The sequence below is a fragment of the Streptomyces globisporus C-1027 genome (assembly GCF_000261345.2).
In the GTDB taxonomy this organism is placed as follows: domain Bacteria; phylum Actinomycetota; class Actinomycetes; order Streptomycetales; family Streptomycetaceae; genus Streptomyces; species Streptomyces pakalii.
In genome coordinates this window covers 540,527-566,944 of sequence record NZ_CP013738.1, presented here as the reverse complement: position 1 = coordinate 566,944, position 26,418 = coordinate 540,527, and the positions used below count along the sequence as shown (strand labels likewise).

The 26,418-nt window shown below is 72.4% G+C and carries 21 protein-coding genes; 13 read left to right on the top strand and 8 right to left on the bottom strand.

Features of this window, described 5'->3' with window-relative positions; translation table 11 throughout:
- Window positions 1-68: 68 nt before the first annotated feature.
- Both lnt and WQO_RS02275 read left to right on the top strand, forming a co-directional pair.
- Window positions 69-1,661 (top strand): apolipoprotein N-acyltransferase, encoded by a 1,593-nt coding sequence (gene lnt, locus WQO_RS02280; RefSeq protein ID WP_032748706.1) that lies wholly within the window; start codon window positions 69-71, stop codon window positions 1,659-1,661.
- Window positions 1,662-1,691: 30 nt separating this feature from the next.
- On the top strand, window positions 1,692-2,174 hold the full coding sequence (locus WQO_RS02275; protein ID WP_010061792.1) for an NUDIX hydrolase: 483 nt from the start codon (window positions 1,692-1,694) through the stop codon (window positions 2,172-2,174).
- Between the two features lie 33 nt (window positions 2,175-2,207).
- Here WQO_RS02275 and WQO_RS02270 read toward each other — a convergent pair whose 3' ends face one another.
- A complete protein-coding gene (locus tag WQO_RS02270; protein ID WP_058953848.1) occupies window positions 2,208-4,274 on the bottom strand; it encodes a neutral/alkaline ceramidase in 2,067 nt (688 codons plus the stop codon).
- 231 nt (window positions 4,275-4,505) lie between these two features.
- Here WQO_RS02270 and WQO_RS36310 point away from each other — a divergent pair, with 231 nt between their 5' ends.
- The 6 genes from WQO_RS36310 to WQO_RS02245 all read left to right on the top strand — a co-directional run bounded on the left by WQO_RS36310 (window position 4,506) and on the right by WQO_RS02245 (window position 12,170).
- Window positions 4,506-4,673: a hypothetical protein gene (locus WQO_RS36310; RefSeq protein ID WP_007449166.1), complete on the top strand. Its 168-nt coding sequence runs from the start codon at window positions 4,506-4,508 to the stop codon at window positions 4,671-4,673.
- A gap of 79 nt (window positions 4,674-4,752) precedes the next feature.
- The gene (locus tag WQO_RS02265; RefSeq protein ID WP_010061790.1) at window positions 4,753-7,242 is read left to right on the top strand and encodes a DUF6624 domain-containing protein; all 2,490 of its coding nucleotides are present in this window, start codon (window positions 4,753-4,755) and stop codon (window positions 7,240-7,242) included.
- Complete coding sequence (locus tag WQO_RS02260; RefSeq protein WP_010061789.1) at window positions 7,239-8,513, top strand: hypothetical protein; 1,275 nt, start codon at window positions 7,239-7,241, stop codon at window positions 8,511-8,513. The genes WQO_RS02265 and WQO_RS02260 overlap by 4 nt, the downstream gene beginning before the upstream one ends.
- On the top strand, window positions 8,510-9,721 hold the full coding sequence (locus tag WQO_RS02255) for a JmjC domain-containing protein (RefSeq protein WP_010061788.1): 1,212 nt from the start codon (window positions 8,510-8,512) through the stop codon (window positions 9,719-9,721). The genes WQO_RS02260 and WQO_RS02255 overlap by 4 nt, the downstream gene beginning before the upstream one ends.
- The gene (locus tag WQO_RS02250; RefSeq protein ID WP_010061787.1) at window positions 9,693-11,150 is read left to right on the top strand and encodes a lanthionine synthetase C family protein; all 1,458 of its coding nucleotides are present in this window, start codon (window positions 9,693-9,695) and stop codon (window positions 11,148-11,150) included. Before WQO_RS02255 ends, WQO_RS02250 begins: the two co-directional genes overlap by 29 nt.
- Window positions 11,151-11,216: 66 nt before the next feature.
- On the top strand, window positions 11,217-12,170 hold the full coding sequence (locus WQO_RS02245; protein ID WP_010061786.1) for a 5'-nucleotidase: 954 nt from the start codon (window positions 11,217-11,219) through the stop codon (window positions 12,168-12,170).
- A 45-nt stretch (window positions 12,171-12,215) separates the two neighbouring features.
- On the opposite strand, the gene proP is transcribed toward WQO_RS02245, so the two are convergent.
- From proP to WQO_RS02210, 7 genes are all read right to left on the bottom strand, one after another.
- Entirely contained in the window at window positions 12,216-13,733 is a 1,518-nt protein-coding gene (gene proP, locus WQO_RS02240; protein WP_010061784.1) for a glycine betaine/L-proline transporter ProP, read from the bottom strand.
- Window positions 13,734-13,953: 220 nt separating this feature from the next.
- On the bottom strand, window positions 13,954-14,880 hold the full coding sequence (locus tag WQO_RS02235; RefSeq protein ID WP_058953847.1) for a carbohydrate ABC transporter permease: 927 nt from the start codon (window positions 14,878-14,880) through the stop codon (window positions 13,954-13,956).
- The gene (locus WQO_RS02230; protein ID WP_010061782.1) at window positions 14,877-15,866 is read right to left on the bottom strand and encodes a carbohydrate ABC transporter permease; all 990 of its coding nucleotides are present in this window, start codon (window positions 15,864-15,866) and stop codon (window positions 14,877-14,879) included. The genes WQO_RS02235 and WQO_RS02230 overlap by 4 nt, the downstream gene beginning before the upstream one ends.
- Window positions 15,863-17,182 carry an ABC transporter substrate-binding protein gene (locus tag WQO_RS02225; protein ID WP_010061781.1) on the bottom strand — a complete coding sequence of 440 codons (1,320 nt, stop codon included), beginning with the start codon at window positions 17,180-17,182 and terminating at the stop codon, window positions 15,863-15,865. Before WQO_RS02225 ends, WQO_RS02230 begins: the two co-directional genes overlap by 4 nt.
- Before the next feature lie 104 nt (window positions 17,183-17,286).
- Window positions 17,287-18,063 carry a sugar phosphate isomerase/epimerase family protein gene (locus tag WQO_RS02220; RefSeq protein WP_010061780.1) on the bottom strand — a complete coding sequence of 259 codons (777 nt, stop codon included), beginning with the start codon at window positions 18,061-18,063 and terminating at the stop codon, window positions 17,287-17,289.
- Complete coding sequence (locus WQO_RS02215; protein ID WP_010061779.1) at window positions 18,060-19,082, bottom strand: Gfo/Idh/MocA family protein; 1,023 nt, start codon at window positions 19,080-19,082, stop codon at window positions 18,060-18,062. Before WQO_RS02215 ends, WQO_RS02220 begins: the two co-directional genes overlap by 4 nt.
- Before the next feature lie 55 nt (window positions 19,083-19,137).
- On the bottom strand, window positions 19,138-20,271 hold the full coding sequence (locus tag WQO_RS02210) for a GntR family transcriptional regulator (RefSeq protein WP_010061777.1): 1,134 nt from the start codon (window positions 20,269-20,271) through the stop codon (window positions 19,138-19,140).
- A 122-nt stretch (window positions 20,272-20,393) separates the two neighbouring features.
- On the opposite strand from WQO_RS02210, the gene WQO_RS02205 reads away from it, so the two are divergent.
- The 5 genes from WQO_RS02205 to WQO_RS02185 all read left to right on the top strand — a co-directional run bounded on the left by WQO_RS02205 (window position 20,394) and on the right by WQO_RS02185 (window position 26,383).
- Entirely contained in the window at window positions 20,394-21,428 is a 1,035-nt protein-coding gene (locus WQO_RS02205; RefSeq protein WP_010061776.1) for an NAD-dependent epimerase/dehydratase family protein, read from the top strand.
- Window positions 21,428-22,495: a dihydrodipicolinate synthase family protein gene (locus tag WQO_RS02200; protein WP_010061775.1), complete on the top strand. Its 1,068-nt coding sequence runs from the start codon at window positions 21,428-21,430 to the stop codon at window positions 22,493-22,495. The genes WQO_RS02205 and WQO_RS02200 overlap by 1 nt, the downstream gene beginning before the upstream one ends.
- 72 nt (window positions 22,496-22,567) lie before the next feature.
- Window positions 22,568-23,473, top strand: a complete 906-nt coding sequence (locus tag WQO_RS02195; protein ID WP_010061774.1) for a polysaccharide lyase — start codon at window positions 22,568-22,570, stop codon at window positions 23,471-23,473.
- 82 nt (window positions 23,474-23,555) lie between these two features.
- Window positions 23,556-25,376, top strand: coding sequence for a glycoside hydrolase family 20 zincin-like fold domain-containing protein (locus tag WQO_RS02190; protein WP_010061773.1), 1,821 nt, complete (start codon window positions 23,556-23,558; stop codon window positions 25,374-25,376).
- Complete coding sequence (locus WQO_RS02185) at window positions 25,373-26,383, top strand: acyltransferase domain-containing protein (RefSeq protein WP_058953846.1); 1,011 nt, start codon at window positions 25,373-25,375, stop codon at window positions 26,381-26,383. The genes WQO_RS02190 and WQO_RS02185 overlap by 4 nt, the downstream gene beginning before the upstream one ends.
- Window positions 26,384-26,418: the final 35 nt, after the last annotated feature.

The following is a 26,418-nucleotide window of genomic DNA, read 5'->3' as shown; positions in this document are numbered from 1 at the left end:
ATGACCCGCGCAGGTCAACGCCGCCGCTCACAGCCGCCCACCGTAGACTCCGGCGGGTGAGCGCCACCATGACCCCCGTCGACGATTCGCCGCCCCCGGCAGCCCCCCGGGCCGCCGGACTGCCCCGGCGGCTCCTCCGCCCGGCCGCCGCCGTACTGTCCGGGCTCCTGCTCTACGCGAGCTTCCCGCCCCGGACCGTGTGGTGGCTCGTGCTGCCCGGGTTCGCGCTGCTCGGCTGGGTGCTGCACGGGCGCCGGCTGCGGGCCGCGTTCGGCCTCGGCCTCCTCTCGGGCCTCGGCTTCATGCTGCCGCTGCTGCACTGGACCGGCGAGGACGTCGGCCCGGTGCCGTGGCTGGCCCTGGCCGCCGCGGAGGGGCTCTTCATCGCCGTGGGGTGCCTGGGCATCGCCGCCGTGACCCGCCTCGCGTACTGGCCCGTGTGGGCCGCCGCGGTCTGGACGCTGGACGAGGCGGTCCGCGCCCGCATCCCGTTCGGCGGCTTCCCCTGGGGCAAGATCGCCTTCGGCCAGTCCGAGAGCGCCTTCCTGCCGCTCGCCGCGCTCGGCGGCACCCCGCTGCTCTCCTTCGCCGTCGTCCTGTGCGGCTTCGGCCTGTACGAGGCGGTGCGCCAGATCATGGCGTACCGGTCCACCGGGAAGATCCCCCGCGCCGCCGTCGCCGGGGCCGCCGCGAGCGTCCTCGTACCCATCGCGGGGGCCCTCGCGGCGCTGCCCCTGGTCGACGACTCGGCCGAGAACGGCACGGCCACCGTCGCCGCGATCCAGGGCAACGTGCCGCGCCTCGGCCTCGACTTCAACGCCCAGCGGCGCGCCGTCCTCGACAACCACGCCCGGCGCACCACCGAGCTGGCCGAGGAGGTGAAGGCGGGCAAGGAGAAGCAGCCCGACCTCGTGCTGTGGCCGGAGAACTCCTCCGACCTGGACCCGTACCTCAACGCGGACGCCCGCCAGGTCATCGACGACGCGGTCAAGGCGATCGGCGCGCCCACGGTCGTCGGCTCGGTGGTCGAGAAGGGCTCCGACAGCCTCCGCAACACCCTGATCGAGTGGGACCCGGACCAGGGCCCCGTCGACACCTACGACAAGCGCCACATCCAGCCGTTCGGCGAGTACATGCCGATGCGCACGGTCGCCCGCTTCTTCAGCGAGGACGTGGACCGGGTGCAGCGCGAGTTCGTCCCCGGCACCGAGGTGGGCGTCTTCGACCTCGCGGGCACGAAGGTGGGGCTCGTGACCTGTTACGAGGCCGCCTTCGACGACGCCGTACGCGACACCGTCACCCACGGCGGGCAGATGATCGCCGTGCCGAGCAACAACGCGACGTTCGGCCGCAGCGAGATGACCTACCAGCAGCTGGCCATGTCCCAGGTGCGAGCGGTCGAGCACGGCCGGGCCGTCGTCGTCCCCGTCACCAGCGGGGTCAGCGCGGTGATCCGGCCCGACGGCACGATCGTGGAGAAGAGCGGGATGTTCACCCCCGACGCCCTCGTCGACGAGGTCCCGCTGCGCTCCTCGCTCACCCCCGCCACCCGGATGGGCCCGCTGCCCGAGGGCGTCATCGCGCTGCTGGCCCTGGCGGGGCTGGGCTGGGTGAGCGTCTCGGCGCTCCGGGCCCGCAAGGTGCCGGGCGCCGGGAAGTAGCACCACAACCGGCCACGTAGGCTCGGATCCATGGCTACTCCCGACTTCATCCGTGACATCCGCGCCACCGCCGGGCACCAGCTGCTCCTGCTGCCCGGCGTGACGGCCATCGTGCTCGACGACGAGGGCCGCGTGCTGCTGGGCCGGCGCGCGGACACGGGGAAGTGGTCGGTCATCGGAGGGATCTCCGAGCCCGGGGAGGAGCCGGCGGCGACGGCGGAGCGCGAGGTGCTGGAGGAGACGGGCGTGCACTGCGTGGCCGAACGGGTCGTGCTCACCCAGGCGCTGGAGCCCGTGCAGTACGCCAACGGCGACCGCTGCCAGTACCTGGACATCACCTTCCGCTGCCGGGCGACCGGCGGCGAGGCGCGGGTCAACGACGACGAGTCGCTGGAGGTGGGCTGGTTCCCGCTGGACGGGCTCCCGCCCCTCGGCGAGTTCGCCCTGTTCCGGATCAAGCAGGCCCTCACCGAGGGTCCCGCCTGGTTCCAGCCCACCCCGCGCACCACCTGAACCTCTACCGCACGGTGAGGGTTCCCGTCACCTCTACTCCACGGTGAAGGTCCCGGTCGCCCCGGTGAACGGTGTGATCTTCCCGAACAGGTTCTTCGCGTCCCCGTGGTGGACGATCCGGTAGGTGCCGGGTGCGGTGTCCGCCGCGATCTTCCAGGTGATCGTGGCCTTCGAGGTGCCGGTCAGACCGTTGAGCCGGGTCCAGCGGTAGGCGGTCTCCCAGTCACCATCGTCGAGGACCCGCTTCCAGGTGCCGTTCTCCAGCCGCTGGACCTCCAGGAAGGTGGAGCCCCGGCGGACGTTGTTCTTCGGGTGGCCGGTGGCGAACTCGGCGGTGGCGGTGGAGCCGCGCGCGTACGAGCTCTCCGGGGCCTTGAGGACTCCGCCGAACGCCTTGCCCGAGGGCGGGTTGTCGTACACGACCCCCGTCTGGAAGGTGAACTGGCGCCCCGACTCGTCCGCCGGCAACGTGCCCCGCTCCAGGGCCGTGCCCGCGCGCAGGGACTGAGCGACGCGGGCGTACTCCTGCTGGTAGGCGGGCAGGGTGTAGCGGCCGTACAGCGTGGAGCCGCCCTCGTAGTTCTGGGTGTCGTACTCCTCGGGCGTCGTGACGTACTGGCTGTAGGCGTTGGCGTACCCCTGGAGCAGGACGCGGTCCAGCGGCACACCGAGCTGCTCGGCCACCGTGCGGCGCACGCGGAGTCCGGAGGCGATCGTGAACTCGCCCGGGGCGGCCACCAGGTGCAGCTCCCCGATCTTCATGATCTGCAGGGGGAGCCGCTTCGGGGTGACCGGGTGGACGTTGCTCAGCAGGCCCGTGGGGATCAGGCTCGCCTTGGGGTACTGGCAGGTGGCGAGCCAGGACGGGGTGTCGACGCGCAGCGCTTCGAGGATGGGGGCGACCGGGGTGCGCATGCCCTCCTCGAAGAGCGGGATGGCCGGGCCGTCCTCCACGCTGCCCGCGAGCGTGGACGCGCCCACGACGGCGGGGCAGGTGCGGTGCTCCTTGCCGTCCGGGGTGTACTCCGGGCGTACGGTCACGTTCTCCATGTCGACATACGTGAGCCGGGAGTCGACCCCTCCGGCGACGGGCCGCGCGTCGTCGTAGATCTCGCGTGCCTTGTCGAGCTGGCGCTCGCCGATGATGCGCGCGTTCTCGAACTCGTCCTCGGTGGGCCCGGAACCGGGCTTCAGATTCAGGTTGGGGGACATGTCGCCGGCGTTGGTGTTGGGGAAGGCCGCGACGAACCCCGGGGTGTCGTCGAGGTAGCGGACGCCTTCGTGGTCGTGCTCCCAGGCGTAGGAGGCGTAGCCCTTGTTGTCGGGGCTGATGAGCGTGTTCTTGTTGGTGATCGAGGTGTTGTGGGTGGCGAACCAGCTGATCGCGCCCGCGTCCTTCTCACCCTGCTTGAAGCGCAGCACGGTCATCGCCGGGTCGATGCCGTCGGGGAAGGCGGCCCGGTCGGCGGCCGGATTGCGGTCGAAAGCCTCCCGGGAACGGTTGACGCTGGCGTTGGTCAGCGTCCCGGTGCCGAGGCTCATCGTGCCGGGCTTCAGGTCCTCGTGCGCCTCGGCCACGGACTCGGTGATGCCGTCGACGATCGCCCGGTAGGTCTCCTTCTGGAAGCCGAGGACGGAGAGGTTGTAGGCGACGTTGTGGGAGTACCCGCCGGGCCCCGAGTGAGTGTGGGTGGCCGAGAGGAGGACGTTGTCCTCGCCGTACAGGCTGCCGTAACGCTCCTTCAACTGCGCCATGACGCCCTGCCGGACGGACTGGAAGATCATCGCGAGGTCGGCGTTGACGTACACCACCCGCTTGCCGCTCGCCCGGTCCACGACGACGAAGGCGCGCGACCGCTGCCGCTGGTGGATGCCCGAGGTCTTCTGGTCGAAGCTGGAGTAGCCCATCATCCCCGTCTCGGCCGCCTCGCCCGTGACATCGGCGATGCCGCGCCCGACGAGGTAGCCCGTGTCCTCGGCAGCGCCCGACGCGGACGCGGACGCGGGGGAGGGGGCGCCGAGGGTGACCGCGCCGAGGGCGGCGGCGAGCACGGCGACGGGGAGCCTGCGCCGGGAGCGGCGGACGGTGCGGGGTGGCATGGAACCTCCTGGGGCGGGAGACGGGATGCCGGGGCCCGGTCGGCGGCTCACCGACGTGGGGCCGGGGCAGTGCCCCGACCGTAGAGCAGTGTGACCTGCGTCGCATAGATGTCTACCGGCCAGTAGAGCTCTCGCGCCCGTGCCGCGTCGGCATCCGCCTCGTTGACAGGTGCATGCCGCATTGTTCTACTGAGTGGCGGATCAATTGGGCAGTACGGGAGGAGGATATTCATGCAGGCAGTCGAGGAAAAGGTCCAGAGCGGAACGGACCGGAACGCCGATGAGGTATTCGATCTGGTGATCGGCGATCTGGAACAGGAAATTCCGCCGCTCGCCTCTCCGACGAACTCGGGCAGCGGCACCGCCTGTGGTACGTGCGCGGGCGTCTACTGCTGTTGATGCGTGGCGGGTGGCGTCGGCCTGGTCCGGCGTCACCCGGTCGCGCCGTCCGTCCATCGGTGACGAGTCGGAGGCTGCTGTGCCGGATTCCCCCCTGGACCCCCGGGCGCTCTGGGGGATGCGCGCCCCGGGCGAGGTCACCGGAACGGGTGCTGACCGGGGCGTGACTCCCCAACTGTCACCAGCGGCACGGCGGATCGTCGACGCGGTCCGCAAGGGTGAGGCCGGCGGAATGTTCCCGCCCGTGGTCGCCGCGGGCCCCGAAGGGACCGTCGCGGTCGACCGGCTGCTCGGCGGCGAGAGCGACGCGCGGATGATCGAACATGCCCTCCGCGACCGGCGGTTCGCGCCGCTGCTGGAGCTGTGGGAGCGGCTCGACGGCTGGTGCGCCCATTCCCGGCAGCGCTATTCGTCCGTTATTTCTCCCGAAATACTCGATATCACGAACGCCGACCTATTCGGCCCCGCGGTATCCGAGGCATTCGTCGCCTGTGCTGCGGGGAAGCCGCACTACGCCCGCGACCGGGTGGCCGAGTGGGCGGTGCGCTGCCAGGAATTCCTGACGCTCTTTCTCGACCGGTTGCTCCGGGACATGGACGCCTGCTGGCCCGACGAACCGGCGTTCCGGGGACCGGTCGTCGGAGTCTGGACCCACGGCGAGGAGACCCACAACGGACGCCAGCGCGTCCTGCGCCTCGACTGCGCGGGCGGCGGCCGGATCGCCTACAAACCCCGTCCGGCCTCCGGTGAGCTGCTGTTCACCCAGGCTCCCGGAACCGGCGGGACTGGTTCCCCCGCCTCACTGTTCGACCTGCTCAACCAGGCGCCCGCCGCGTCCGGCGGGATCCGGCTCCCCGTGCTGTCCTGCTGGCCCGGGGCCGAGCCCGGCTACCTCTGGCAGGAGTGGATCGAACCGCCCACCCAATGGGGAACGATCCGCACCTCCGGGCCGTGGGAACTGACCGGCACCCGGCTCACCCCGGCGGAGTCGGGGCGGTTCTGGCACCGGACCGGTTCGCTGACCGCCGCCACGTTCGCCTTCGGGATCACCGACCTGATCGGCGGCAACGTGGTCACCGGGAGCAGACCCGGCGACCCGGAGCCGCTGCTCCATCCGATCGACCTGGAAATCTACTTCTGCCGGGTCCCGCGCCTCTACGACACCGGCCTCCTGCACGACGCGACCGCCGAGATCGACCAGCACCACGTCGGCCTGGAACGCGCCGCCCGCTGGTGCAGCGCCGAGGGCCCGCCGGTGGTTTGGAGCGCTCGGCCGACGGGCGCGCTGATCCTGCACCGCCGCCGGGTCTCCTTCGTCCGGGACGAGACCAGGAACGTCGTCGCCGACACCGACGGGCGGACCGGCTACGGGCCCTACCTCCCGGCCATGCTGCGCGGCATGTTCGACGCCTGGACCCTGATGTGCCGGCAACGGCCCGCCATCCGGGACTTCCTGGCGACCGCCACCGCCGGCCACTACGTCAGGGTCCTGCGGCAGCCCACGTTCCGGTACTTCGACGCGCTCGTGCCCCGCTGGCTGTCCGGAGGCGGGGCCGCACCCCGCCCCGCCGAACCCGACGTCCAGTTCGACCGGCCCGAGACCGACCAGCTGCGGCGCATGGACGTGCCCTACTTCGTCCGCTCGCTGGAGGGCGGCCCGGTGCTCAGCGTCGAGCCCCCGCCCGGGCCGTTCGGCACGTCCCGGGTCGCGGCCCGTGCGGAACCCGAGGGCGGCTGGCCCCCGCTGCCCCACCTGCTGACGGGGGAGAACCTCACCCTCGCCGGTCTCGGTGTGGCCCTGCGGGACGCCGTGGAGCACGTCTTCGACGATGTGACCGACCACATCGTCACCGACGCCTCGCTCGGCGTGCGCCTGCATCTGCAGAGCCCCTCCGAGGGCCGGGTCTCCTTCGACTGGCCGGAGGCCGGACGGCGGATCACCTACCTCTGGGACCGGCAGAAGGTGCGGCTGAGCGTCGACCCGATCGACGCGACCGAGGCCCCCGTCGAGCCCGCGCCCGCCGGGGAGATCCGGCGCAGACTGCTGAGGCTGGACCGGCTCGACGGCACGATCCGGACGCCGTGGGCCGACGGCGGCATGCGCGACGAGAGAGCGGAACGCCGCCTGCGGGAACTGACCGACGCCGGAATCGCCTGGCTCACCACGGTCGTGGCCGACCACGGATGGCCGGGACACGCCCTCGTCGGCGCGGAGGCGGCCGCCGCCGCGAGCCGCCTCGTACAACACACCAGGGAACACCTCGACTTCCGGCGGCACTGCCTGGAGCTGATGCGGGACGCGGCGGAGCGCCGCGATCTGCCGTGGCGTGAAGTCGCCTATCTCACGGACGAATTACGCGTCGACGAAGGGCGCCCCCAGGTCTACGGGACCAAGTTCGAGCCCGTCGCGGGCGAGCTGGTGCCCTGGCCGGTCGAGGAGCCGGAGCAGGTCGACCGGCGGCGCGCCGCGCTGGGCATGGAACCCCTGGCCGATCACACGGACCGGATCCGGCGGCGCTTCCCCCTGGGGGACGCCGGGCGGACCCCGGCCGGAAGGGAAGCGACATGAGCACCCTCGCCCCCGAGACACGGCGGACGCCGCCCGACGGAGTCGACTGGGAGCTGTTCGGGCAGCGCTACTGGGACCGGCGGCCCGTCCGGCTGCACGCCAGGCCCCCGTTCGGCTTCGACGCGGTCCACCCCCTGAACGTCGCCTCGTGCGCACCCTTCCGCGCCGGAACCCGGTTCTGGGTGATGCCCGATGTCCGGTTCCTCGTCGGCGACGGCTGGCTGCGCGCCCCCGGCGCCCTCCTGCCGGACACCACCGATCCGAGCCTGGACGCCTACCTCGACCGGCTCGACTCCGACAGCGGGCGCCAGGGCTACCTGCTGACGGTGCGTCAGCCGCTCCTCCTGGACCACGCGCTGTGGTCCGCCGTACGGGACACGGTCAGCGGGCTGTGGCGGCAGGTCGGCTGGCCCAACCTCCCCGTCGTCGCCGAGGTGCTGACCGGCGACCGGTTCACCCAGCATGTCGGCGCGACCGAGGCCCCGACCCACGCGGCGCTGACCTGGGTGCTGCACGGCCGGATGGACGTACGGCTGTGGGAAGAGCGCGGCGGCCCCCCGCCCCCGGACATCGCCGACCCGGACCGGGAGGTGCCCGGAGTGCGCACCCTGAGCGCGGGGGCCGGGGAGCTGCTGTACTGGCCCGGCGACCAACGGCACGTGGACACCTACCGGGACCGCTGTGTCGCCCTGCGCCTGCGGATCCCCGTCGACCGGACCCTGCCGTTCACCGCCCTGCGGGACCTGCTCGCCGACCTGGTGCACGCCGGACAGGGCAACGACGAGACCGTGCCGTACTTCCCGTTCGGCCCCGGAACCGGCATCGACGACCAGGACGGCGTGCTGCCCCGGCTGACCGGGCTCGGCGACGACCTGCGCACGGTCGTGGACGGCGAACACCTGCGCAGGACCCTGCGGATCCGCTGGGCCGCGCTGCGTTCCGCCGCCGGCCTCGAACCGATCCCGGTGCCCCGCGAGGGAGTCACCATCACCCGGTCCACCCGCTTCCGCCGCACCGGCGAGATCGTCCGGATGCCCGACGGGCCCGCGCACGAGGTCTGGGCGGTGGAGGGGAACGTCTTCACCCTGCCGCGAGCAGCGGGCGACCGGGTGTACGCCGCGCTCGGCGACGGAGAGGAGACCAGGGCCGGCGAGGTCTGCCGCGCGCTGGCCGCGGGCGACGACGACCGGAACGCGGCGACGGTGCTCGCGCTGCTCGACAAGCTGTACCGGCTGCGCGGCATCGACCTGGCCGAGGAGGGGAAACGATGACGCTGACCGTCGAGAAGTCCTTCGACTGGGACACGTTCACCGAGCGGTTCTGGGACCGGCAGCCCGTGCTCTACAAGGCCGTCGACGCCGTCCCGTTCGCCGAGTCCGAGGTGTTCCGGTCCGCGGTGCTCGGCAGCCGCCCGCCCCACCCGCTGGCCGTACCGGGCAACCTCCAGTTCCTCGTACGGCGTCGGCAGCAGACCCGGCCCCACGACTATCTGCCCGAGCTGTCCGACGGATCGTTCGACGGCTACGAACAGCGCATGGCCGACCGGCTGGGCGCACAGCGCTACGCCCTCGTCGTCCACCGCTTCCACTCCTTCTCCCACCCGCTGTGGGACCGCGCGCAGCGGTTCTACGCCGGACTGTGGGAGCGGGTCGGCCAGCCTACGCACAGCGCGGGCTCCACGATGTTCCACGGCTCCTACGAGCACAGCCCGGTCGGCGTGCACCAGGACCGCTTCGCCACCTTCATGTTCTGCGTACGCGGCACGAAGCGGATGCGGTTCTGGGCGGAGCGGCCGTGGTCGGACCCGGTGCACACGGTGCTGGACTACCAGCCCTACCTGGCCTCCTCGTTCGTCGCCGAGGTCGAGCCGGGCGACCTGCTCTACTGGCCCTCGCGCTACTACCACGTGGGTGAGAGCACCGGGGACGCCCCGGCGACCAGCGTCAACGTGGGCGTCCCGCGCCGCGAGCACCGGCCGTACTACGAGATCAAGGACCTGTTCCGGGGCACCCGGCCCGCCGCGTCCGCCCCGCTGTTCACCCCGGACGCCGCCCCGGGCGGCCGCCTCGCCGCCGAACTGCCCACGGCCCTCGCCGACGCCGTGGACGCCTTCGCGGCCCGCCTGGACCAGGACCGGTTCACCGACCGTGCCACCGAGCTCGCCCTGCGGGTGAGGACGGCGGGCGGCTTCTGGCCGACCGAACCGCCCGCCGAGCCCCGCCCCCTGGACGACGACACCCCCGTACGCGGCTGCGCCCCGCTGCTGCCCGCACCCGGCGAGGCCCCGCGCCGCTGGGCCACCGGCGGCCATGTCACCTCCGGCTCGACCACCGCCGAAGCCCTCGCGGTCCTGCGCCGACTGGACGCCGGGGAGGCGGTACGGGTCGGCGGTCTGCCCGAGACCGGCCGCGCCGAGGTCCGCCGCCTGCTGCAGGAATTGGAGAGCTTCCGTGCCGTCATCCGCGTCGACGCCCACTGACCGCTCACCCCGCGAGCGGGCCGGCCGGGAGGCCGCCGCCGGGAACGCCCGCTCGTCGTCCGAGCCGACGCACCGGGAGGCCGCCGCCGGGAACTACCGCGAGCCGGCGCACCGGGAGGCCGCCGCCCGGGTCGTCGCCGAGGTCGCGGACCGGCTGGCCGACACCGAGCGGGTGGCCCGGATCGCGAGTGTGCCGGACAACCTCATGCACTACCCGGGCGATCCCCAACCCGTGTGGGATCCGCTCCAGCTCTCCGACGGTCACCCCGGAGTCGCCCTGTTGTACGCCGAGTTGGCCGTCACGGACCCGGCCCTGCGCGACCGGGCCCACGCACACCTGTCAGCAGGGCTCGCGGCCGGGATCAGGCCGGTTCCCCAGTCGCTGTTCGGCGGCATGGTGGCCCTCGCGTACGCCGGACACACGACGGCCGTCGGCTCCGGCGGATACACCACGATGCTCGCCGGACTGGACCGGCACATCCTCGACCGGGTCCATACCCGCGCCCGCGCCGACCTGGAGCGGTCCCGCGCCGGGGACCCTGCCGGAGCGTGGAGCCGCTACGACGTCCTCGCCGGCACCGCCGGAATCGGCCGCTATCTGCTGGCCCGCCATCTGGCAGCCGACGGGCAGGAGGCGCGGGAGGCGGCCGGAACCGCGCTGACCGAGGTGCTCACCTCCCTGGTGACCGTGGCCACCGCCGACGACATCACCCGGCACGGCTCCCGGCTGCCCGCGTGGTGGGTCACCGACGGGCTGGACCACGGGCTCCCCGAGCACGTCAACCTCGGCCTCGCCCACGGTGTCCCCGGCCCGCTGGCCCTCCTCGCCCTCGCCTGGCGGGCAGGGGTCCGGGTGGACCGCCAGGACGAGGCCGTCGAACGGATCATGGCGCTGCTGACCCGCCTGCGCACCCGTGACGAGACGGGCCCGCGCTGGCCGCACCTGATGTCACGGGAGCGCATCGAGAAGGGGGAGCCGCCGGAGCGCGGACGGGACTCCTGGTGCTACGGAGCGGCCGGTGCGGCCCGCGCCGTCCACCTCGCCGGAACCGCCCTGGACCGGCCGGACTGGCGAGCCGACGCGGAGGCGGCGCTGCGCGGGGCGCTGGCGGTGGCGAGCGACGCGTCGATCCGTGACTCCGCGCTGTGCCACGGCTGGGCCGGCCTCCTGCAGATCGTGCTGCGCACCGCCGAGGACACCGACGACCCGGAACTCCACGCCATCGCCGACCGCTTGGCGGCCCGTGTGCTGGACGGATTCGACCCCGGGTCGCCGTTCGGCTTCCGCTACGCCCACGCGCTCGCGAAGCGCCCGCTCGACCGCCCCGGCTTCCTGGAGGGGGCCGCGGGCATCGCCCTGGCCCTGCACACGTACGCCACCGGCTGCGCGCCGGTCACCTCCTGGGACAGCGCCCTGATGCTGAGCTGAGCGCGGTCGTACGCCGGTGCGATAGTTAGGGGCCACCCCGTCAGGTCCCGACCGGAGGAATCGCCCGTGCACTACGAACTCGCCGACCGGCTGGTCATCGGGATCGCGTCCAGCGCTCTGTTCGACCTGACCGAGTCGGACGCCGTCTTCCGGGAGCAGGGCGAGGAGAGCTACCGCGCCTACCAGGAGAAGCACGTGGGCGACCCGCTCCGCCCGGGCGCCGCGTTCCCCTTCATCCGTCGGCTGCTGTCGCTGAACGACCTCGGCGAGGTGAACGACCCGCTGGTCGAGGTGATCGTCCTGTCCCGCAACGACCCCGAAACCGGGCTGCGGGTCATGCGTTCCATAGAGAGTCACCACCTGTCCATCAGCCGGGCCGTCTTCACGCAGGGCCGTTCGCCCCACCGGTTCATGCCCGCCTTCAACCTGTCCCTGTTCCTGTCGGCGCACGAGGGGGACGTCCGGGAGGCGGTCGCCGCCGGACTGCCCGCCGGGCATGTCCTCGGCGCTCCCTACGAGGACGACGCGGACGACCACGACCTGCGGATCTCCTTCGACTTCGACGGTGTCCTCGCCACGGACGCCTCGGAGCAGGTGTTCCAGGAGGGCGGGATCGAGAAGTTCCGCGCCCATGAGGTCGCGAACGCCGCCGTGCCGCACGACGCCGGGCCGCTGCGGGACTTCCTGGCGAACGTGAACCGGATCCAGCATCGGGAGGAGCAGGAGCGCCGCAAGGATCCCGACTACCGGATCCGCCTGCACGTCTCCATCGTCACGGCACGCAACGCGCCCGCGCACGAGCGGGCGGTGCAGAGCCTCAAGGGGTGGGGCGTGACCGTCAACGACGCGTTCTTCCTCGGCGGCATCGACAAGGGCCGGATCATGGGCATCCTGAAGCCGCACATCTTCTTCGACGACCAGCAGGGCCACCTGGCCAGCACCTCGCGGACCACCCCGAGCGTGCACGTACCGTTCGGGAAGCTCAACGAGCCGGCGGCCGCGGTGGCCCCGGACGCCTGAGCGCGTACGGGACCGCCTTTACGTGTACGGGACCGCCGCCCGCGCTCAGCGCGGCGGCCCCCGCCACAGGTTCCGCACCCGCAGCCACACATCGCGCGCCTGACGGCCCGCCGCCGTCCGGCTCCGCGCCACCAGCTCGCGGGCCTGCTCGGGGGTCTCCACCATCGGGCCCGAACCGCGCAGCGGCCGCCCCGCCGTCTCGTGCAGGAAGAAGGTGGCCACCAGACCGATCCCCCCGGCCACCATCAGGTAGTAGGCGGGCACCATCTCGTTGCCCGTGGCCTCCACCAGGCCCGAGACGAACAGCGGGGTCGTACCGCCGAACAGCGACACCGAGATGTTGAAGGCGATCGACAGCGCCCCGTACCGCAGCCGCGTCGGGAACAGCGCGGGCAGCGTCGAGGCCGCCGTTCCCGCGAAGCAGACCAGCAGCAGCCCGAGCACCGCGCACCCCAGCGCCGGCAGCAGGATGCCGCCCTGCCGGATCAGCAGGAAGGCGGGCGCGGCCAGCGCGATCAGGGCCACGCTGCCCGCCATGAAGACGGGTCTGCGACCCCACCGGTCCGAGGTCCGGCCCACGGTGGTGATGAGCAGCACCACCAGCAGCATGGTGCCGAGCACCAGCAGCTGCGAGGTGGTCTCCGGCTCGCCCAGGGTGGAGGACATGTACGTGGGCAGATAGGACGTCACCATGTAGTTCGTGACGTTGTACAGCAGCACCAGACCCATGCAGATGAGCACGGCCTCCCAGTGCTTCGTGAAGATCTCCTTGAGCCGTCCCTTGCCCGACTGCCGGGCCTCCTCGACCGGATCGTCCCCGGAACCGGAACCGGAACCCGAGCGCTCGGCGGCCTGATAGGCCTCCTCCTTCTGGAAGGCGGGCGTCTCCTCCAGCTTCAGCCGCATGTACAGCCCGATGATGCCCATCGGGCCCGCGACGAAGAACGGGATGCGCCAGCCCCAGTCCGTCATCCCGTCCGTGCCGAGGACGGCGGTGAGCACGGTGACCAGACCCGACCCCAGTGAATAGCCGACGAACGTGCCGAAGTCGAGCCAGCTGCCCAGGAACCCGCGCCGCTTGTCGGGGGCGTACTCCGCGATGTACGTCGTGGCGCCCGCGTACTCGCCGCCGGTGGAGAAACCTTGCACCAGGCGGCAGACCAGGAGCAGCAGCGGGGCGGCGAAGCCGACAGCCGCGTACGTGGGCAGGAACCCGACGGCGAAGGTGCTCGCCGCCATCATGATCATCGTGAGCGCGAGGACCTTCTGCCGCCCCACCCGGTCGCCCAGCGGACCGAAGACCAGACCGCCCAGCGGGCGTACCAGGAAGGCCGCCGCGAAGGTCGCGAACGTCGACACCACCTGGGCGCCCGGCGAGCTGGAGGGGAAGAAGACCTTGCCGAGCGTCCCGGCCAGATAGGCGTAGACCCCGAAGTCGAACCACTCCATGGTGTTGCCGAGGGCCGCCGCCGTCACGGCCCGCCGGACCTTCGGCGGATCGGTGACGGTGACGTCGTCCTCCTGGTACGACTTCTTCCGCCGCCGGATGAGGGTGCGGACCATGCGCTCCACGGCCACGTTGTCACGTTCGTGCCGAGGGGTACGCCCCCGACGTGCAGGTCCCGCCATCGGTCCGCCCTCTCCGCCCGCGAGGACGGCCGCCGCGGTGGGGCACGGGGCGTCCCGGAGCTCAGCGCCTCCGATTCTGGCCCCGCCGCCGCGGACCGGCCTCCTGGGCGGTGCGCATGGGTGAGGGGTACGGGGGAGAGGAGCGGCGACGTGCCTACTTCACACTGCCCGCCGTGAGCCCCGACCGCCAGTACCGCTGGAGCAGCAGGAACGCGATCACCAGCGGCAACAGTGCCAGCAGCGAACCGATCACCATCAACGGGTAGTAGTCGGGGTTGATGGGCGCGGCCGCGTTCCAGCTGTACAGGCCGAGGCTGAGCGGATACAGCGACTCGTCGGACAGCATCACCAGCGGCAGGAAGAAGTTGTTCCAGATCGCCGTCAACTGGAACAGGAAGATCGTCACATAGCCAGGGGCGATCATCCGGAGACCGACCGAGAAGAAGCTCCGCAGCTCGTTCGCCCCGTCCACCCGTGCGGCCTCCAGCACCTCGTCCGGCACGTAGGAGGCGGAGAACATCCGGGCCAGATAGACGCCGAAGGGGTTGAAGAGCACCGGGATCAGGACCGACCACACCGTGTTGGCGAGGCCCAGGTCGGAGGCGAGCAGATACATCGGCAGCGCGAGGACGGTCGCCGGGACCATGACGGAGATCAGGATCAGCGCGAACAGCGGACCCTTCCCGGTGAACTCGAACTTGTCGAAGACGTATCCGGCGGCGGTGCTGATCAGCGCCCCGACGGCCGCGCCGCCGACCGCGTACAGCAGGCTGTTGCCGTACCAGCGCAGATACGCCCCGTCGTCCTGGGCGAGCAGCGTCCCTATGTTGTCGAACAGCGCGAAGTGGGACAGGTCGAAGAAGTCGGAGGCGAACAGCGCCTCGGAGTCCACCGCGGAGGCGACGAGCAGCCACAGCAGCGGCAGGAGCGCGTAGAGGGCGCTGACCCCGACCACGAGGTTGGCCGCCGCCGGGCCGTACCAGCCGGTCCGGCGCGGGCGGACGGGCGGACGCCGGGTACCGGGCGAGGAGCCGGCCGGCGCGGTCGGCGCCGACGGGGTGGTGCGGACCGACGTACTCACGGGCGGGCCTTTCTCGAAGAGGTGACACGTGTCTTCCGTCGCGCCGAACCGGCCGAACCACGCGTCACGGCGAAGGACAGGGCACAGCAGACGATGAGGAGGAGGACGGAGGCGGCGGAGGCCAGGCCGTAGTTGTTCCGGGTGAACGCCGCGTCGAAGATGTACATGTTGGGCGTGTAGCGCGGGCTGATCAGCGGGGTGGCCTTCGCCAGCAGCATCGGCTCGGTGAACAACTGGAGTGCGCCGATCGTCGTGAAGATCGCGACCGTCGAGAGCGTGGAGCGCACCAGCGGCACCTTGATGGTCAGCGCGGTGCGCACCGGGCCCGCCCCGTCCATCGCGGCGGCCTCGATCAGCTCGCGGGGGATGGCCTTGAGCGCGGCGAAGAAGATGACCGCCGTGTAGCCGAGGCCGCTCCACAGCGCGATGTTCACCAGCGACGGCACGATCATCGTCAGGCCCAGGAAGTTCACCGTGATGTCGACGCCTTGGAGGGCGTCCAGCACGGGGGAGATCCCCGGGGTGTAGAGGTACAGCCAGATGACCGTGGCGATGATGCCCGGCACCGCGTGCGGGACGAACAGCACCGTCTGGGTGAGCTGCCGGGCCCGGATCAGCCCCGAGTCGAAGAGCAGCGCCAGGGCGAGGGCGCCCACCAGGACCAGCGGGATGAACACCACCGCGTAGAGCAGGGTGATCCCGACGCCCCGGACGAAGCTCGGGTCGGACAGGACGGCGGTGTAGTTGCGCAGCCCGGCGAAGGCCGTGCGGGCGTTGCCGAAGCCCAGGCCGCTGTGCGAGGTCGAGAAGAAGCTCAGGTAGACGGCGTACAGGGTCGGGACGACGAACACCGCGACCAGCAGAACCCCGAACGGACCGAGGAGGGTGGAGACGGCCAGCCGCTGAGGGCGGCGCGCAGGGCGGGAGTCGTTGGCGGTGCTCATGCCTTCGGCGGCGGTTCTCATACGTTCGGTGGCGGTGCTCATGCTTGCCTCACAGAAAGACCCAGGCTGCGCAGGTCGGGCAGCGTCTCGGATTGGGCGGTGCGCAGCGCCTCGGCGATGGTCGTGCCGTACTCCAGCCGGGCCAGCCCCTGGTGCAGCGAGGTCGCGGTCGCCTGCATACGCGGACCCCACGTCCAGCCGGTACGCAGCAACTCGGCCTGCTGCTCCACGAGTCGGTAGACGTCCTGGCCGCCGTAGAACGCCGTGTCGAACTCGCGGGAGGCGTTGGCCACCAGACCGGCATCGGCGGGCAGGATGCTGGAACGGCCGCCGGAGAGACGGGCGGTGATCGCCTCGGGCGCCGTGGTCATCCACTCCAGGAACCGCATCGCGCGTTCCTTCTTGTCGCTGTCGGCGGTGATGGCGTGCACGGAGACCCCGTCGGTCCCCACGACGTCCTCGCCGCCCTCCCACCGGGGCAGCGGCGCCACCCGCCAGCGCCCCGACGTGCCCGGCACGGACCGGACGAGCGCGGCGAGCCCCCACGGCCCCACGAGATGCGAGGCGACCGCGCCCCTGGCGAGCGCGGACAGCCACTGCTGGCTGGAGCCGGGGGCGAACATCAGCACCTTCTCGTCGACCAGGCTCTGCCAGAACTCCGCGACCCGCCGGCTCGGTTCGCCGAGGAAGTCCAGCACCCAGGCGTCGTCCTCGATGGCGAACCACTGCCCGCCGCTCTGCATGGTGTGCCCGGCCAGCACGTTGTACGCGTTGGGGTGGAAGGTCGCGAGGTCGACGCCCGCGTCCCGCTTCAGCCGACGGGCTGTCTCCCCGAACTCCTCCCAGGTCGTGGGTGGTTCGATACGGTGCCGGGTCAGGATGTCCTCGCGGTAGGCGAACAGCATCGGGCCGAGGTCGACCGGAATGCCGTACGTCCGGCCGTCCAGCACCCCGTTGGTCCACGCCTGCGGACCGAGCCGTTCACGCAGCCGGGGCGTGACGAGGTCGGTGACGTCCGCACAGACGCCGTCGATGGCGAAGGACGGCAGATCGGCGTCGACGAGCGTCACGATGTCCGGCGCGTTCCCGGCCCGCGCGGCGTTCGACAGCTTCGCGTTGCCGCCCGCGAGCCCGGACGTCATCGGAGAGAAGTCGACGGGCTCCTCGGGGTGCAGCTCGTTCCAGGCCGCGACCAGGGTGTCCGTGCCGCGCAGCGCCGACCACAGGGTCAGCGGGCCGTCGGGACCGCTCGGCCCGGCATCGGAGCCACCCCCGCACGCGGTGGCGGTGACGCCGGCCAGGGCGGTCCACAGCCCGGCGGAGAGCAGGCGTCTTCTGCTGAGCGCCGGGCTAGCCATGACGGACCCCCGGGGCGGGAACGGTGACGGTGGGACAGGAAGAACGCATGGAGAACCCCTTTTCGTGGGTGGGGAGATGAGGACGGAGACGGGTACGCGCGCCCTCAGGCGGCGTCGAGGACCCGGTGGAAGGCGGGGAGCGCCTCGGCGAGCGGAGCCGCCTCGGGGTACCAGGCGCGCTCCCATTCGAGGCTGATCCAGCCGTCGTAACCGAGACGGCGGAGCTGTCCCAGCACATCGCCGAGCGGGAGCACACCCCGGCCGGGCGGGACCGGCCGCAGATCGGTGGGCGAGGCGACGTCCTTGAGCTGTACGTGGCGGAGCCAGGGCCCCAGCAGTTCGGCGGTGCGCTCCGGGCTCTCGCCCGCCCGCCACGGGTTGACCGCGTCCCACACGGCCCCCACGGCGGGAGAGCCGACGGCCTCCAGCACCTCAGCCACCTCGGCGCCCGTCAGGAACTCGTCGTGGGTCTCCAGCGCGATGCCGACCCCGGCCGTCGCGGCGAGAGGCGCAGCCGCGGCCAGATGACGCATCGCCCGCTCCCGCCGTCCCCTCGGCAGCCCGGCCCCGCCGCCGAAGACCCGCACCTGGCCCGCGCCGAGCCGGGCCGCGAGGGTGATGTGCCGGGCCAACTGCCCGATGACATCCGGCCCGTCGGCGGCGACCTGGACGTACGAGGCGAGCACCGGCACCGCGAGACCTGCCCGGCGCAGCGCCCCCGCGATGCGGTCCGCCTCGGCCGGATCCGACCCGGGGTGAATCAATTGGCCTTTGCAGCAACGGAGTTCGACTCCGGAGCAGGGGCCGGTACGGGCCAGTCGGACCACCTCGTCCAGGTCGGCGCCGGGGCAGCCCAGGGTGCTGAACGCCCGGGGGGTCACGGGGCCACCCGTTCGGCAGCCACTTCGACCCGCTGTCCCCGCTCGGCGGACTCGTACACCGCGAGTGCGGCGGCGACGACACCGCGCCCGTACGCGCCGTCGACGTAGTGGCCGGGGCCGCCGCGTGCCGCTGTCACGAACCCGTCCAACTGGGCACGGAAGGAATGTTGTTGGTGGCCCGGGTCGGCCTTGAGGAGGTGCGTGGCCTGCCCGTCGCGGAGGACGAAGAGCCCCTCGGTCGCGGATATGCGCAGTGTGGCCTCGTCGAGCACGACCTCGGTCTCGTCGAAGTACGGCATGCCCCGGCTGGTGAGCGCGATGCTGGCGTTGATGCCGTTGTCGAGCTCCACCAGCGCCAGGGCGTCGGTCTCCACCTCCAGCCCGGGGCGGCCCCGCACGACCCCGCTGACGCGGCGGACGGCGGAGTCGGCGAACAGCTGGATGCGGTCGAGACCATGGGTACCGACGTTGAGGACGATGCCCCCTCCGGCGACCGCCCGGTCGAAGAACCACGGAGGGCGGGAGCCGGGCTCGTAGTGGGAGGAGCGCCGGTGCGTGATGAGCAGCGGCTGTCCGTACCGCCCGGAGGCGATGAGGGTCCGGGTCTCGCGGACGACCGGGTCGAAGTGGATGACATGGGCGACCGCTAGCAGCACACCGGCCGCCTCGCACGCCTTCGCCATGAGGGCGCAGTCCTCGGTGGTGGTGGCCATCGGCTTCTCCACCAGGACGTGGAGTCCGGCCCGCGCGGCCTCGACGGTCATCGGGGCGTGCAGCGCGTGCGGTGCGGCGATCACGACCGCGTCGAGACCGGCCTCGGCGAACATCACCCGGTGGTCGCTGTAGGCCGGCACGGCGGCGGAGTCCGCGAGGGCCTGGGCCGCGGGGCGGTTGGTGTCGCAGATCGCCGCGATCTCGTAGTCGGGGGCGCCGGCGGCCGCGAGCACATGGGCGGCGCCGACACCTCCCGCGCCGAGGACGCCGATACGGAACCGGCCGGCGGACGGGGCGGGGGGCATGGGGATCTCCAGAGAGGTGAGGTACGGGGCAGGTCAGGAGAAGAGGAAAGCGAGGTCAGCGGTCGCGTGGCGCCGCGCCGCAGGACGCCCGGACGATCAGGCGCGGCTGTACGTCGACGCGGTGGGACACCGCGCCCGACCCGAAGTCCATTCCGCCCAGCAGCAGTTGGGCGGCCAGCGCTCCGACTTCCTCCTTGGGCGGGGAGATCGCCGTCAGCGGGATGTCGCCCACTTCGGTGACCTCGTCGTCGTACGCGACGACGGCGAGGTCCTCGGGGACCGACAGGCCGTGCCGCCGGGCGGCCACCACCAGGGCCGCCGCGTCCCGGTCGCCGTGGCAGAACACCGCTGTGATGCCCGCGTCGACGCAGTGCCGCGCGTAGGCGGCGATGCCCTCGGCGGACCAGATGTCCGCGCGGGCCACCGCGCCCTCCACCACGTCGGCGCCCAGCAGCGCCGCGGCCTCGTCGAACCCGCGCGCCACGGCGTCCGACGTCCCGGTGCGCAGCCGCCCCAGATGACCGATCCGCTCATGGCCGAGCGAGCGCAGATGGCGGACGGCCAGAGCGACCCCGCCGGGGTGGTCCGTGGCCACGTAGGACGTGGGATCGTCCGGCGCCGGAGAGGGGGGACGCCGCTCGACGAGGACGTACGGCACGGTGAGCCGCCGCAGGTCGTCCACGTACTCCTGCGGCTCGTCCAGCAGATGAAGATTCGGCACGAGCAGCAGCCCCTGCACGCCGCTGTCGAGCATCGCCCGCACCTCGTCGCGCTCGATGCCGAGGTCGTACTTCGAGGAGGCGAGGACGACGCCGACGCCGGCGTCCCGCAGCACCCGCTGGATACCGTCGACGACCCGCGGATAGTAGTACGTCGTCGAGGGGACGAGTACGCCCACCAGGCGGCGGCCCCTGGGTGAACCGGCCTCCGCGGGAGCGGCCTCGGGCGACGGCGACACGAACGTGCCCGCCCCCTGCCGCCGTTGCACGATGCCCTCGTCGACGAGTTCGCTGACCGCCCGGCGCAGCGTGTTGATGCTGACCGCGAGCGTGTCCGCCAGCTCCCGCTCGACGGGCAGTTGCGCCCCGGGCGCCCAGGAGCCGCTCGTGATCTCCCTGCGCAGCCGCTCGGCGACTTGCAGGTATTTGGGCCCGCGAAGGAATGAATCCTTCTTCTCTGCCGATTTCATGCCGGTGAGATTGCAGCAATCAATCTCTTGCGTCAACCACTTGGCGGTGCTTTTGTAACCCCAGCGTCAAGAAATGCGGAAATTCATTCCTTTCAAGGGAATGAATTGGGTGGGAGAATGCGATGAAGGAAATCCGGAGCGGCGTCCCGGACCTCGAAGAGGAACTGGGCCGCCCGGGACCGGCGCTGGTGGCCGAGGCCGCCGACTGGCCCGGCGATGTGGTGGTCCTGGGAGCCGGCGGCAAGACGGGAGCGGGCATCGCCGCGATGGCCCGCCGGGCACTGGACGGGGCGGGCCGTGAGGACGTCCAGGTGCTGGCGGTGTCCCGGTGGACGGACGCGCGGGGCCGGGCCGGACTGGAGAAGCTCGGCGCCCGCACCCTCGCCGTCGATCTGTCGGACCCTGCCGCCGTGGACGACCTCCCGGACGCGGCGGTCGCGATCCACCTGGTCGGCGCGAAGTTCGGCACCGCCTCCGCGCCCGAACAGGCCTGGATGACCAACACGGTGCTGCCCGCCTTCGTGGCCCGGCGCTACCGGGGCGCCCGTGTCGTCGCACTCTCCACCGGCAACGTCTACGGCATGACCGCCCCGGTCACCGGCGGCTCGCGCGAGACCGACGAGCCCCGCCCCGTCGGTGACTACGCCGTCACCTGCCGGGGCCGGGAGCAGGTCTTCACCCACGCCGCACGCATCGAGGGCACCCCCGTTGCCCTGATCCGCCTCAACTACGCGGTGGAGCCCCGCTACGGCGTCCTCGCCGACCTGGCCCGCACCCTGCTCGCCGGCCGGCCGGTGGACCTCGGCGCGGGCGCGGTGAACGTCGTCTGGCAGCGGTACGCCAACGAGGTCGTCCTGCGCAGTGTCGGCCACGCGGCCGCACCCGAGCCGTTCGTTCTCAATCTGACCGGGCCCGAGACGGCGGGAGTGCGCACCCTCGCCACCAGGCTGGCCCACCACCTCGACGTCGTACCGGAGTTCACCGGCAAGGAGCCCGCCACCAGCCTGCTCGCCGACGCCACGCTCTGCCACACCCTCTTCGGCTACCCGGACCGCACCCTCGGCCAACTCGTCGAACTCCAGGCCCGATGGATCACCGAAGGCGGCGAACTCTGGGACAAGCCGACCAAGTTCGAGCGACGGGACGGCTCGTTCTGATGCCCGCGTCCGCTCCGCTGGCTCCGGCGGCCGCCGCACTCCTCCACCGGGGAACCGTCATCCCCGCCCACCCCCTCGCCCTCACCGCCGACCGCACCGTCGACGAACGGCGGCAACGCGCCCTCACCCGCTACTACCTGGAGGCGGGCGCCGGGGGAGTGGCGGTGGGCGTGCACACCACCCAGTTCGCCATCCGCGGCCACGGCCTGTTCCGGCCCGTCCTCGAACTCGCCGCCGAGGAAAGCGCGTCGGCCGTCGCGAGCCGCCCCTTCCTACGGATCGCCGGAGTCGCCGGACCCGTCCGCCAGGCCGTCGAGGAGGCCGCCACCGCCCGCGCACTGGGCTACGACGCCGTCCTCGTCTCGCCCGCCGGGCTCCCGCACGCCACGCTCGACGACCTCCTGGACCGCAGCGCCGCCGTCGGCGAGATCCTCCCCGTCATCGGCTTCTACCTCCAGGAAGCCGTCGGCGGACGCGAACTGCCCCGCGCCTACTGGCGGGCGCTCGCCGACCAGGAGTCCACCGTCGCGGTCAAGGCCGCTCCCTTCGACCGCTACCGCACCCTGGAGCTGGTCCAGGGCATCGCCGACTCCGGCCGGGGAGCCGATGTCGCCCTCTACACGGGCAACGACGACACCATCGTCGCCGACCTCCTCACCCCGTACCACGTGACCACCCCCACCGGCCCGGCCGTCCGCCGCTTCGTCGGCGGGCTGCTCGGCCACTGGGCCGTCTGGACCCGCTCGGCGGTCCGGCTGCTCGCCGACGTCCACGCCGCCGACGCCGGGGACGAAGCGGCCCGGCAGCGGGCGCTGGCCCGGCTCGCCGGGGACACCGACGCCAACGCCGCCGTCTACGACGTCCGCGGCTCCTTCGCCGGAGTCATCGCGGGCGTCCACGAAGTGCTCCGCCGCCAGGGCCTGTTGAACGGCGTCTGGTGCCTCGATCCCGCGGAAGGCCTCTCGCCCGGACAGGCGCGGGAGATCGACCGCGTGCACTCCACCTACCCCTGGCTCGCAGAGGAGGACGCGTTCATCGCCGGCGCCCTGCCGCGCTGGCTCGCCTGACATCACCCCGCACCCACCCACGGGGAGACGCCCGCCCCACCGGGCATCCCCACCCCACAGGGAAGAGGAACGATGAAGACGAAAACCCTGCTCCTGACCGCCGCAGCCGCGCTGCTCGTCCCCGCCGCCGTCCTGGCCCCGCAGGCCACCGCCGGACCCGCCCCGGCGGCGAAGGCGCCGACGTACAAGGTCAACACCTTCGAACGCCCCGCCGCCGGGAACGGCTACCCGCTCGGCCAGTGGGCCACCGACGGCTGGACCGCGCCCTGGCAGCAGGGCATGGAGACCCGGGCCCGCATCGACGACACGACACCCGCGCACGGCGGTTCGAAGTCGCTGCGCATCCACTACCCCAAGGGCAAGATCGGCCCCGAGGACTCCGGAGCACAGGCCCCCTTCGCCCTCACCAAGGCGCGCGAGTACTACCTCTCGTTCTGGGTGAAGTTCAGCGGGGACTTCAGCTGGGGCACCACCGAGTACGCCGGCAAGGTCGGGCTCGGACTCGCAGGCGGGGCCTCCTGCTCCGGGGGACAGGTCTGCGACGGCACCAACGGCTTCAGCTCCCGCATGATCTGGCGGCAGAACAACGGCCAGGCGGCCGTGTACTACTACCACATGGGCCACGCGGGCCAGTACGGCGACTACGCCGTCCTCAAGAAGAACGGCGCCGACATCCACTGGCCGAAGAACCAGTGGGTCAACGTCGCCCAGCGCGTCAAGGTCAACACCGTCACCGGCGGCAACGCCAACCCCGACGGCGAGATCGAGGTCTTCTACAACGGCCAGTCCGCGGCGAAGGTGACCGGCCTCCGCTTCGTCACCAACAACGACCAGGTCGACCGCGCCTACTTCTCCAGCTTCGCCGGCGGCGCGACCCCCTCCTTCGCCCCGAACAACGACAACAGCTTCATCTGGTACGACGACCTCAAGGTCTCCACCGACCGCAACGACATCTGCGAGCTCAGCTCCTGCACCTGACCCGCACGTCGCCGGGTGGCGCGGGGCTCCGGCCCCGCGCCACCCGGCCACACCTCCCGCCCCAGCACCCCGGAGCCCCACCGTGCCCGTCACCCCCTTCCCCGCCCCGCGCTCCCTCAAGACGACCCCCGGCGGCGCGGCCCTCGACGCCCCGGTCCACGTGACCGCCGACCCGGACCTCCCGCCCCAGGGATACCGCCTGCGCACCGGCCCCGAGGGCGTCACCGTCGACCACCGCGACGCCCTCGGCCTGCGCTACGCCCTGCGTACCCTGGACCAGCTCCGCGCCGGACACGACTACACCGCCACCGGCTACGACATCAGCGACCACCCCGACTTCCCCGTACGCGGCTTCCTCCTCGACATCAGCCGCGACCGCGTCCCCACCCGCCGCACCCTGGCCCGCTGGATCGAGATCCTGGCCCTGGCCCGCTTCACCCAGCTGGAGCTGTACGGCGAGCACACCTACGCCTTCCGCGACCACCGGGACGTCTGGCAGGACGCCTCCCCGCTCACCGCCGAGGACCTGCGCTGGCTCGACGCGCGCTGCGCCGCCGCCGGCATCGAACTGGTCGCCAATCAGAACACCTTCGGCCACATGGAACGCTTCCTGCGCCATCCCCGCCACACGCACCGAGCCGAAAACCCCGAAGGCTTCGAACGCGGCGGCGTCCACCGCCCGCCCAGCACCCTGGAACCCGCCGACGACAACGCCGCCTTCGCCACCGCCCTGGTCGCGGAGGTCGCCCGCGAGGTCCGCTCCCGGCGGCTCAACATCGGCGCCGACGAGCCCTTCGAGCTGGGACGCGGACGGTCGGCGGAGCGGGTGGCCGAACAGGGCGTCGGCGAGGTCTACTTCTCCTTCGTCACCCGGCTCATGGCTCCCTGGCTGGAGGCCGGGTACACCGTCGAGTTCTGGGCCGACGTCTTCGCCGACCACCCGGAACTGATGGACCGGGTCCCGCCGGGAGCCGTCCCCGTGGTGTGGCAGTACGACGGGCCCCGGCTGCTGTCCGAGGTCATCGACGGCGACACGCCCGAGGCCCGCACCTGGCAGCGGCTCGGCGCCGACCTCGACAACCTCCGCGAAGGCTTCCGTTCGCGCGGCAAACTCCTCTCCGAGGCCGGCGTGCCGTTCTGGGTCGCCCCCGGCGCGAGCAACTGGAACTCCCTCCTCGGCCGGATCGACAACGCCGTCGACAACATGCTGGACGCCGCCGAGACCGGCCGCGAGAACGCCGCCCAGGGATTCCTGCTCACCTCCTGGGGCGACCACGGCCACTGGGACGCGCCCTCGGTGGCGTACGGCCCGGTCGTCTTCGGCGGCGCGGTGAGCTGGTCCCTGGAGGCCAACCGGGACCTCGACATCGCCGCCGTCCTCGACGACCACGTCCTGCTCGACGAGGCCCGCCTGACGGGCGGCGTCCTGATGCGCCTCGGCCGGGTCCACCGGGACCTGGGGGTGCCGCTGCTCAACGCTTCGCCGATCGCCCGCGCCCTCTTCCCCGACCCCGCCGTCCCGCTGCCGGCCCTTCCGGCACCGGAGGCGTTGGACCGGGTGGCCGTGACGCTCGCCGCCTGCCGGGACGACCTCACCGCCGCCGACCCGGCCGCCGCCGACGGCGACGTCGTGCGGCGCGAACTCCACCACGCCGTCGCGCTGGCTCAGTTCGCCCTGGACGTTCTGCGCGCCCGCGCCGCCGGACCGGCCGACGCCGGCTCCGTTCCCGGCGCCGACGCGATCGACCCGGCGACCGCGCGCCGCCTGCTGCGCCGGATCGAGCCGCTGCTCGCCGAGCAACGCGCCTGCTGGCTCCTCAGGTCCCGCCCGGGCGGCCTCGACGACAGCATCCGCGAGCTGGACCGGCTCCGCCACCAGCTCACCGCGGCGGCCCACGTATGACCGGGCCCGCGGACCGTCCCGCCGGCCCGGAAGCCGCCGCAGGGCAGTGGCTGGCCGCTCTCGGCGGACAACCCGCTGTCACCACCGTCGCGGACCCGACGCCGCCGACCGGTGCGGAACTGGCCGAGCGGATGGACCTGCTGGCCGTCCCCGGCCCCGACCGGGAAGAAGTGGCCGCCGGTCTGCCGGACCCCGGGCACGACCCCGTCCGTTGGGAGGCGCTCGTCCGCTGCCACCAGCAGCTCCACGCCGACCCCGGCCCCGACGCCCCGCCGACCGTGCCCGACTGGCCGACCGCGCCGGCCGCACTCGGCAGCGCCGGCCGGTACTTCTACGTCCACCTCTACCTCCTGGCCCTCCCGCACGCCCTGGAGCGGCAACGGCGCCTCGGCATCCCGGACGACATCGTCGCCGCCACCTTCGCCGACCTCGGCGCGAAGCTGACCACGTACCGGCTCGGCCACGGCACCGGCGGCTTCGACCGCCAGGGGTGGATGGTCCGGCACTTCCGGGGCACCCTGCACCGGCTCGGCCGCCTCCAGTTCGAGCGGGGCGTCCTCGACGCCGACGCCTCGGGCGGGGACGCGGCGGCCGCCGGGGGCCCTGCCCACGGAGACCCGGTCCTCCAGGTACACATCCCCGGCGACGGCCCGCTCGACCCCGGCGGCTGCGACGCCTCCTTCGCCGCCGCCCGGGAGTTCCAGGCCCGGTACTTCCCCGGCGCCCCCCACCGGCACGCCACCTGCCACTCCTGGCTCCTGGACCGGCAGCTCGCCGACCACCTCCCGGCCGGCTCCAACATCCTCGCGTTCCAGCGCCGCTTCACGGCCTTCGGAGCCCGGCCGGTGGGCGACGACGACGTGCTGGATTTCGTCTTCCACACACCGCCGGGGACGGCCGACCTCGACCGCCTGCCGCAGACGACGACCCTGCACCGCGCCCTGGTCCGCCACCTGCGAACGGGAGGCCACTGGCGTACGGCCCACGGGTGGACCGAACTGCCGTGAGCACGCCCCCCGGCGGCCCCCACCCGGCTCGACCG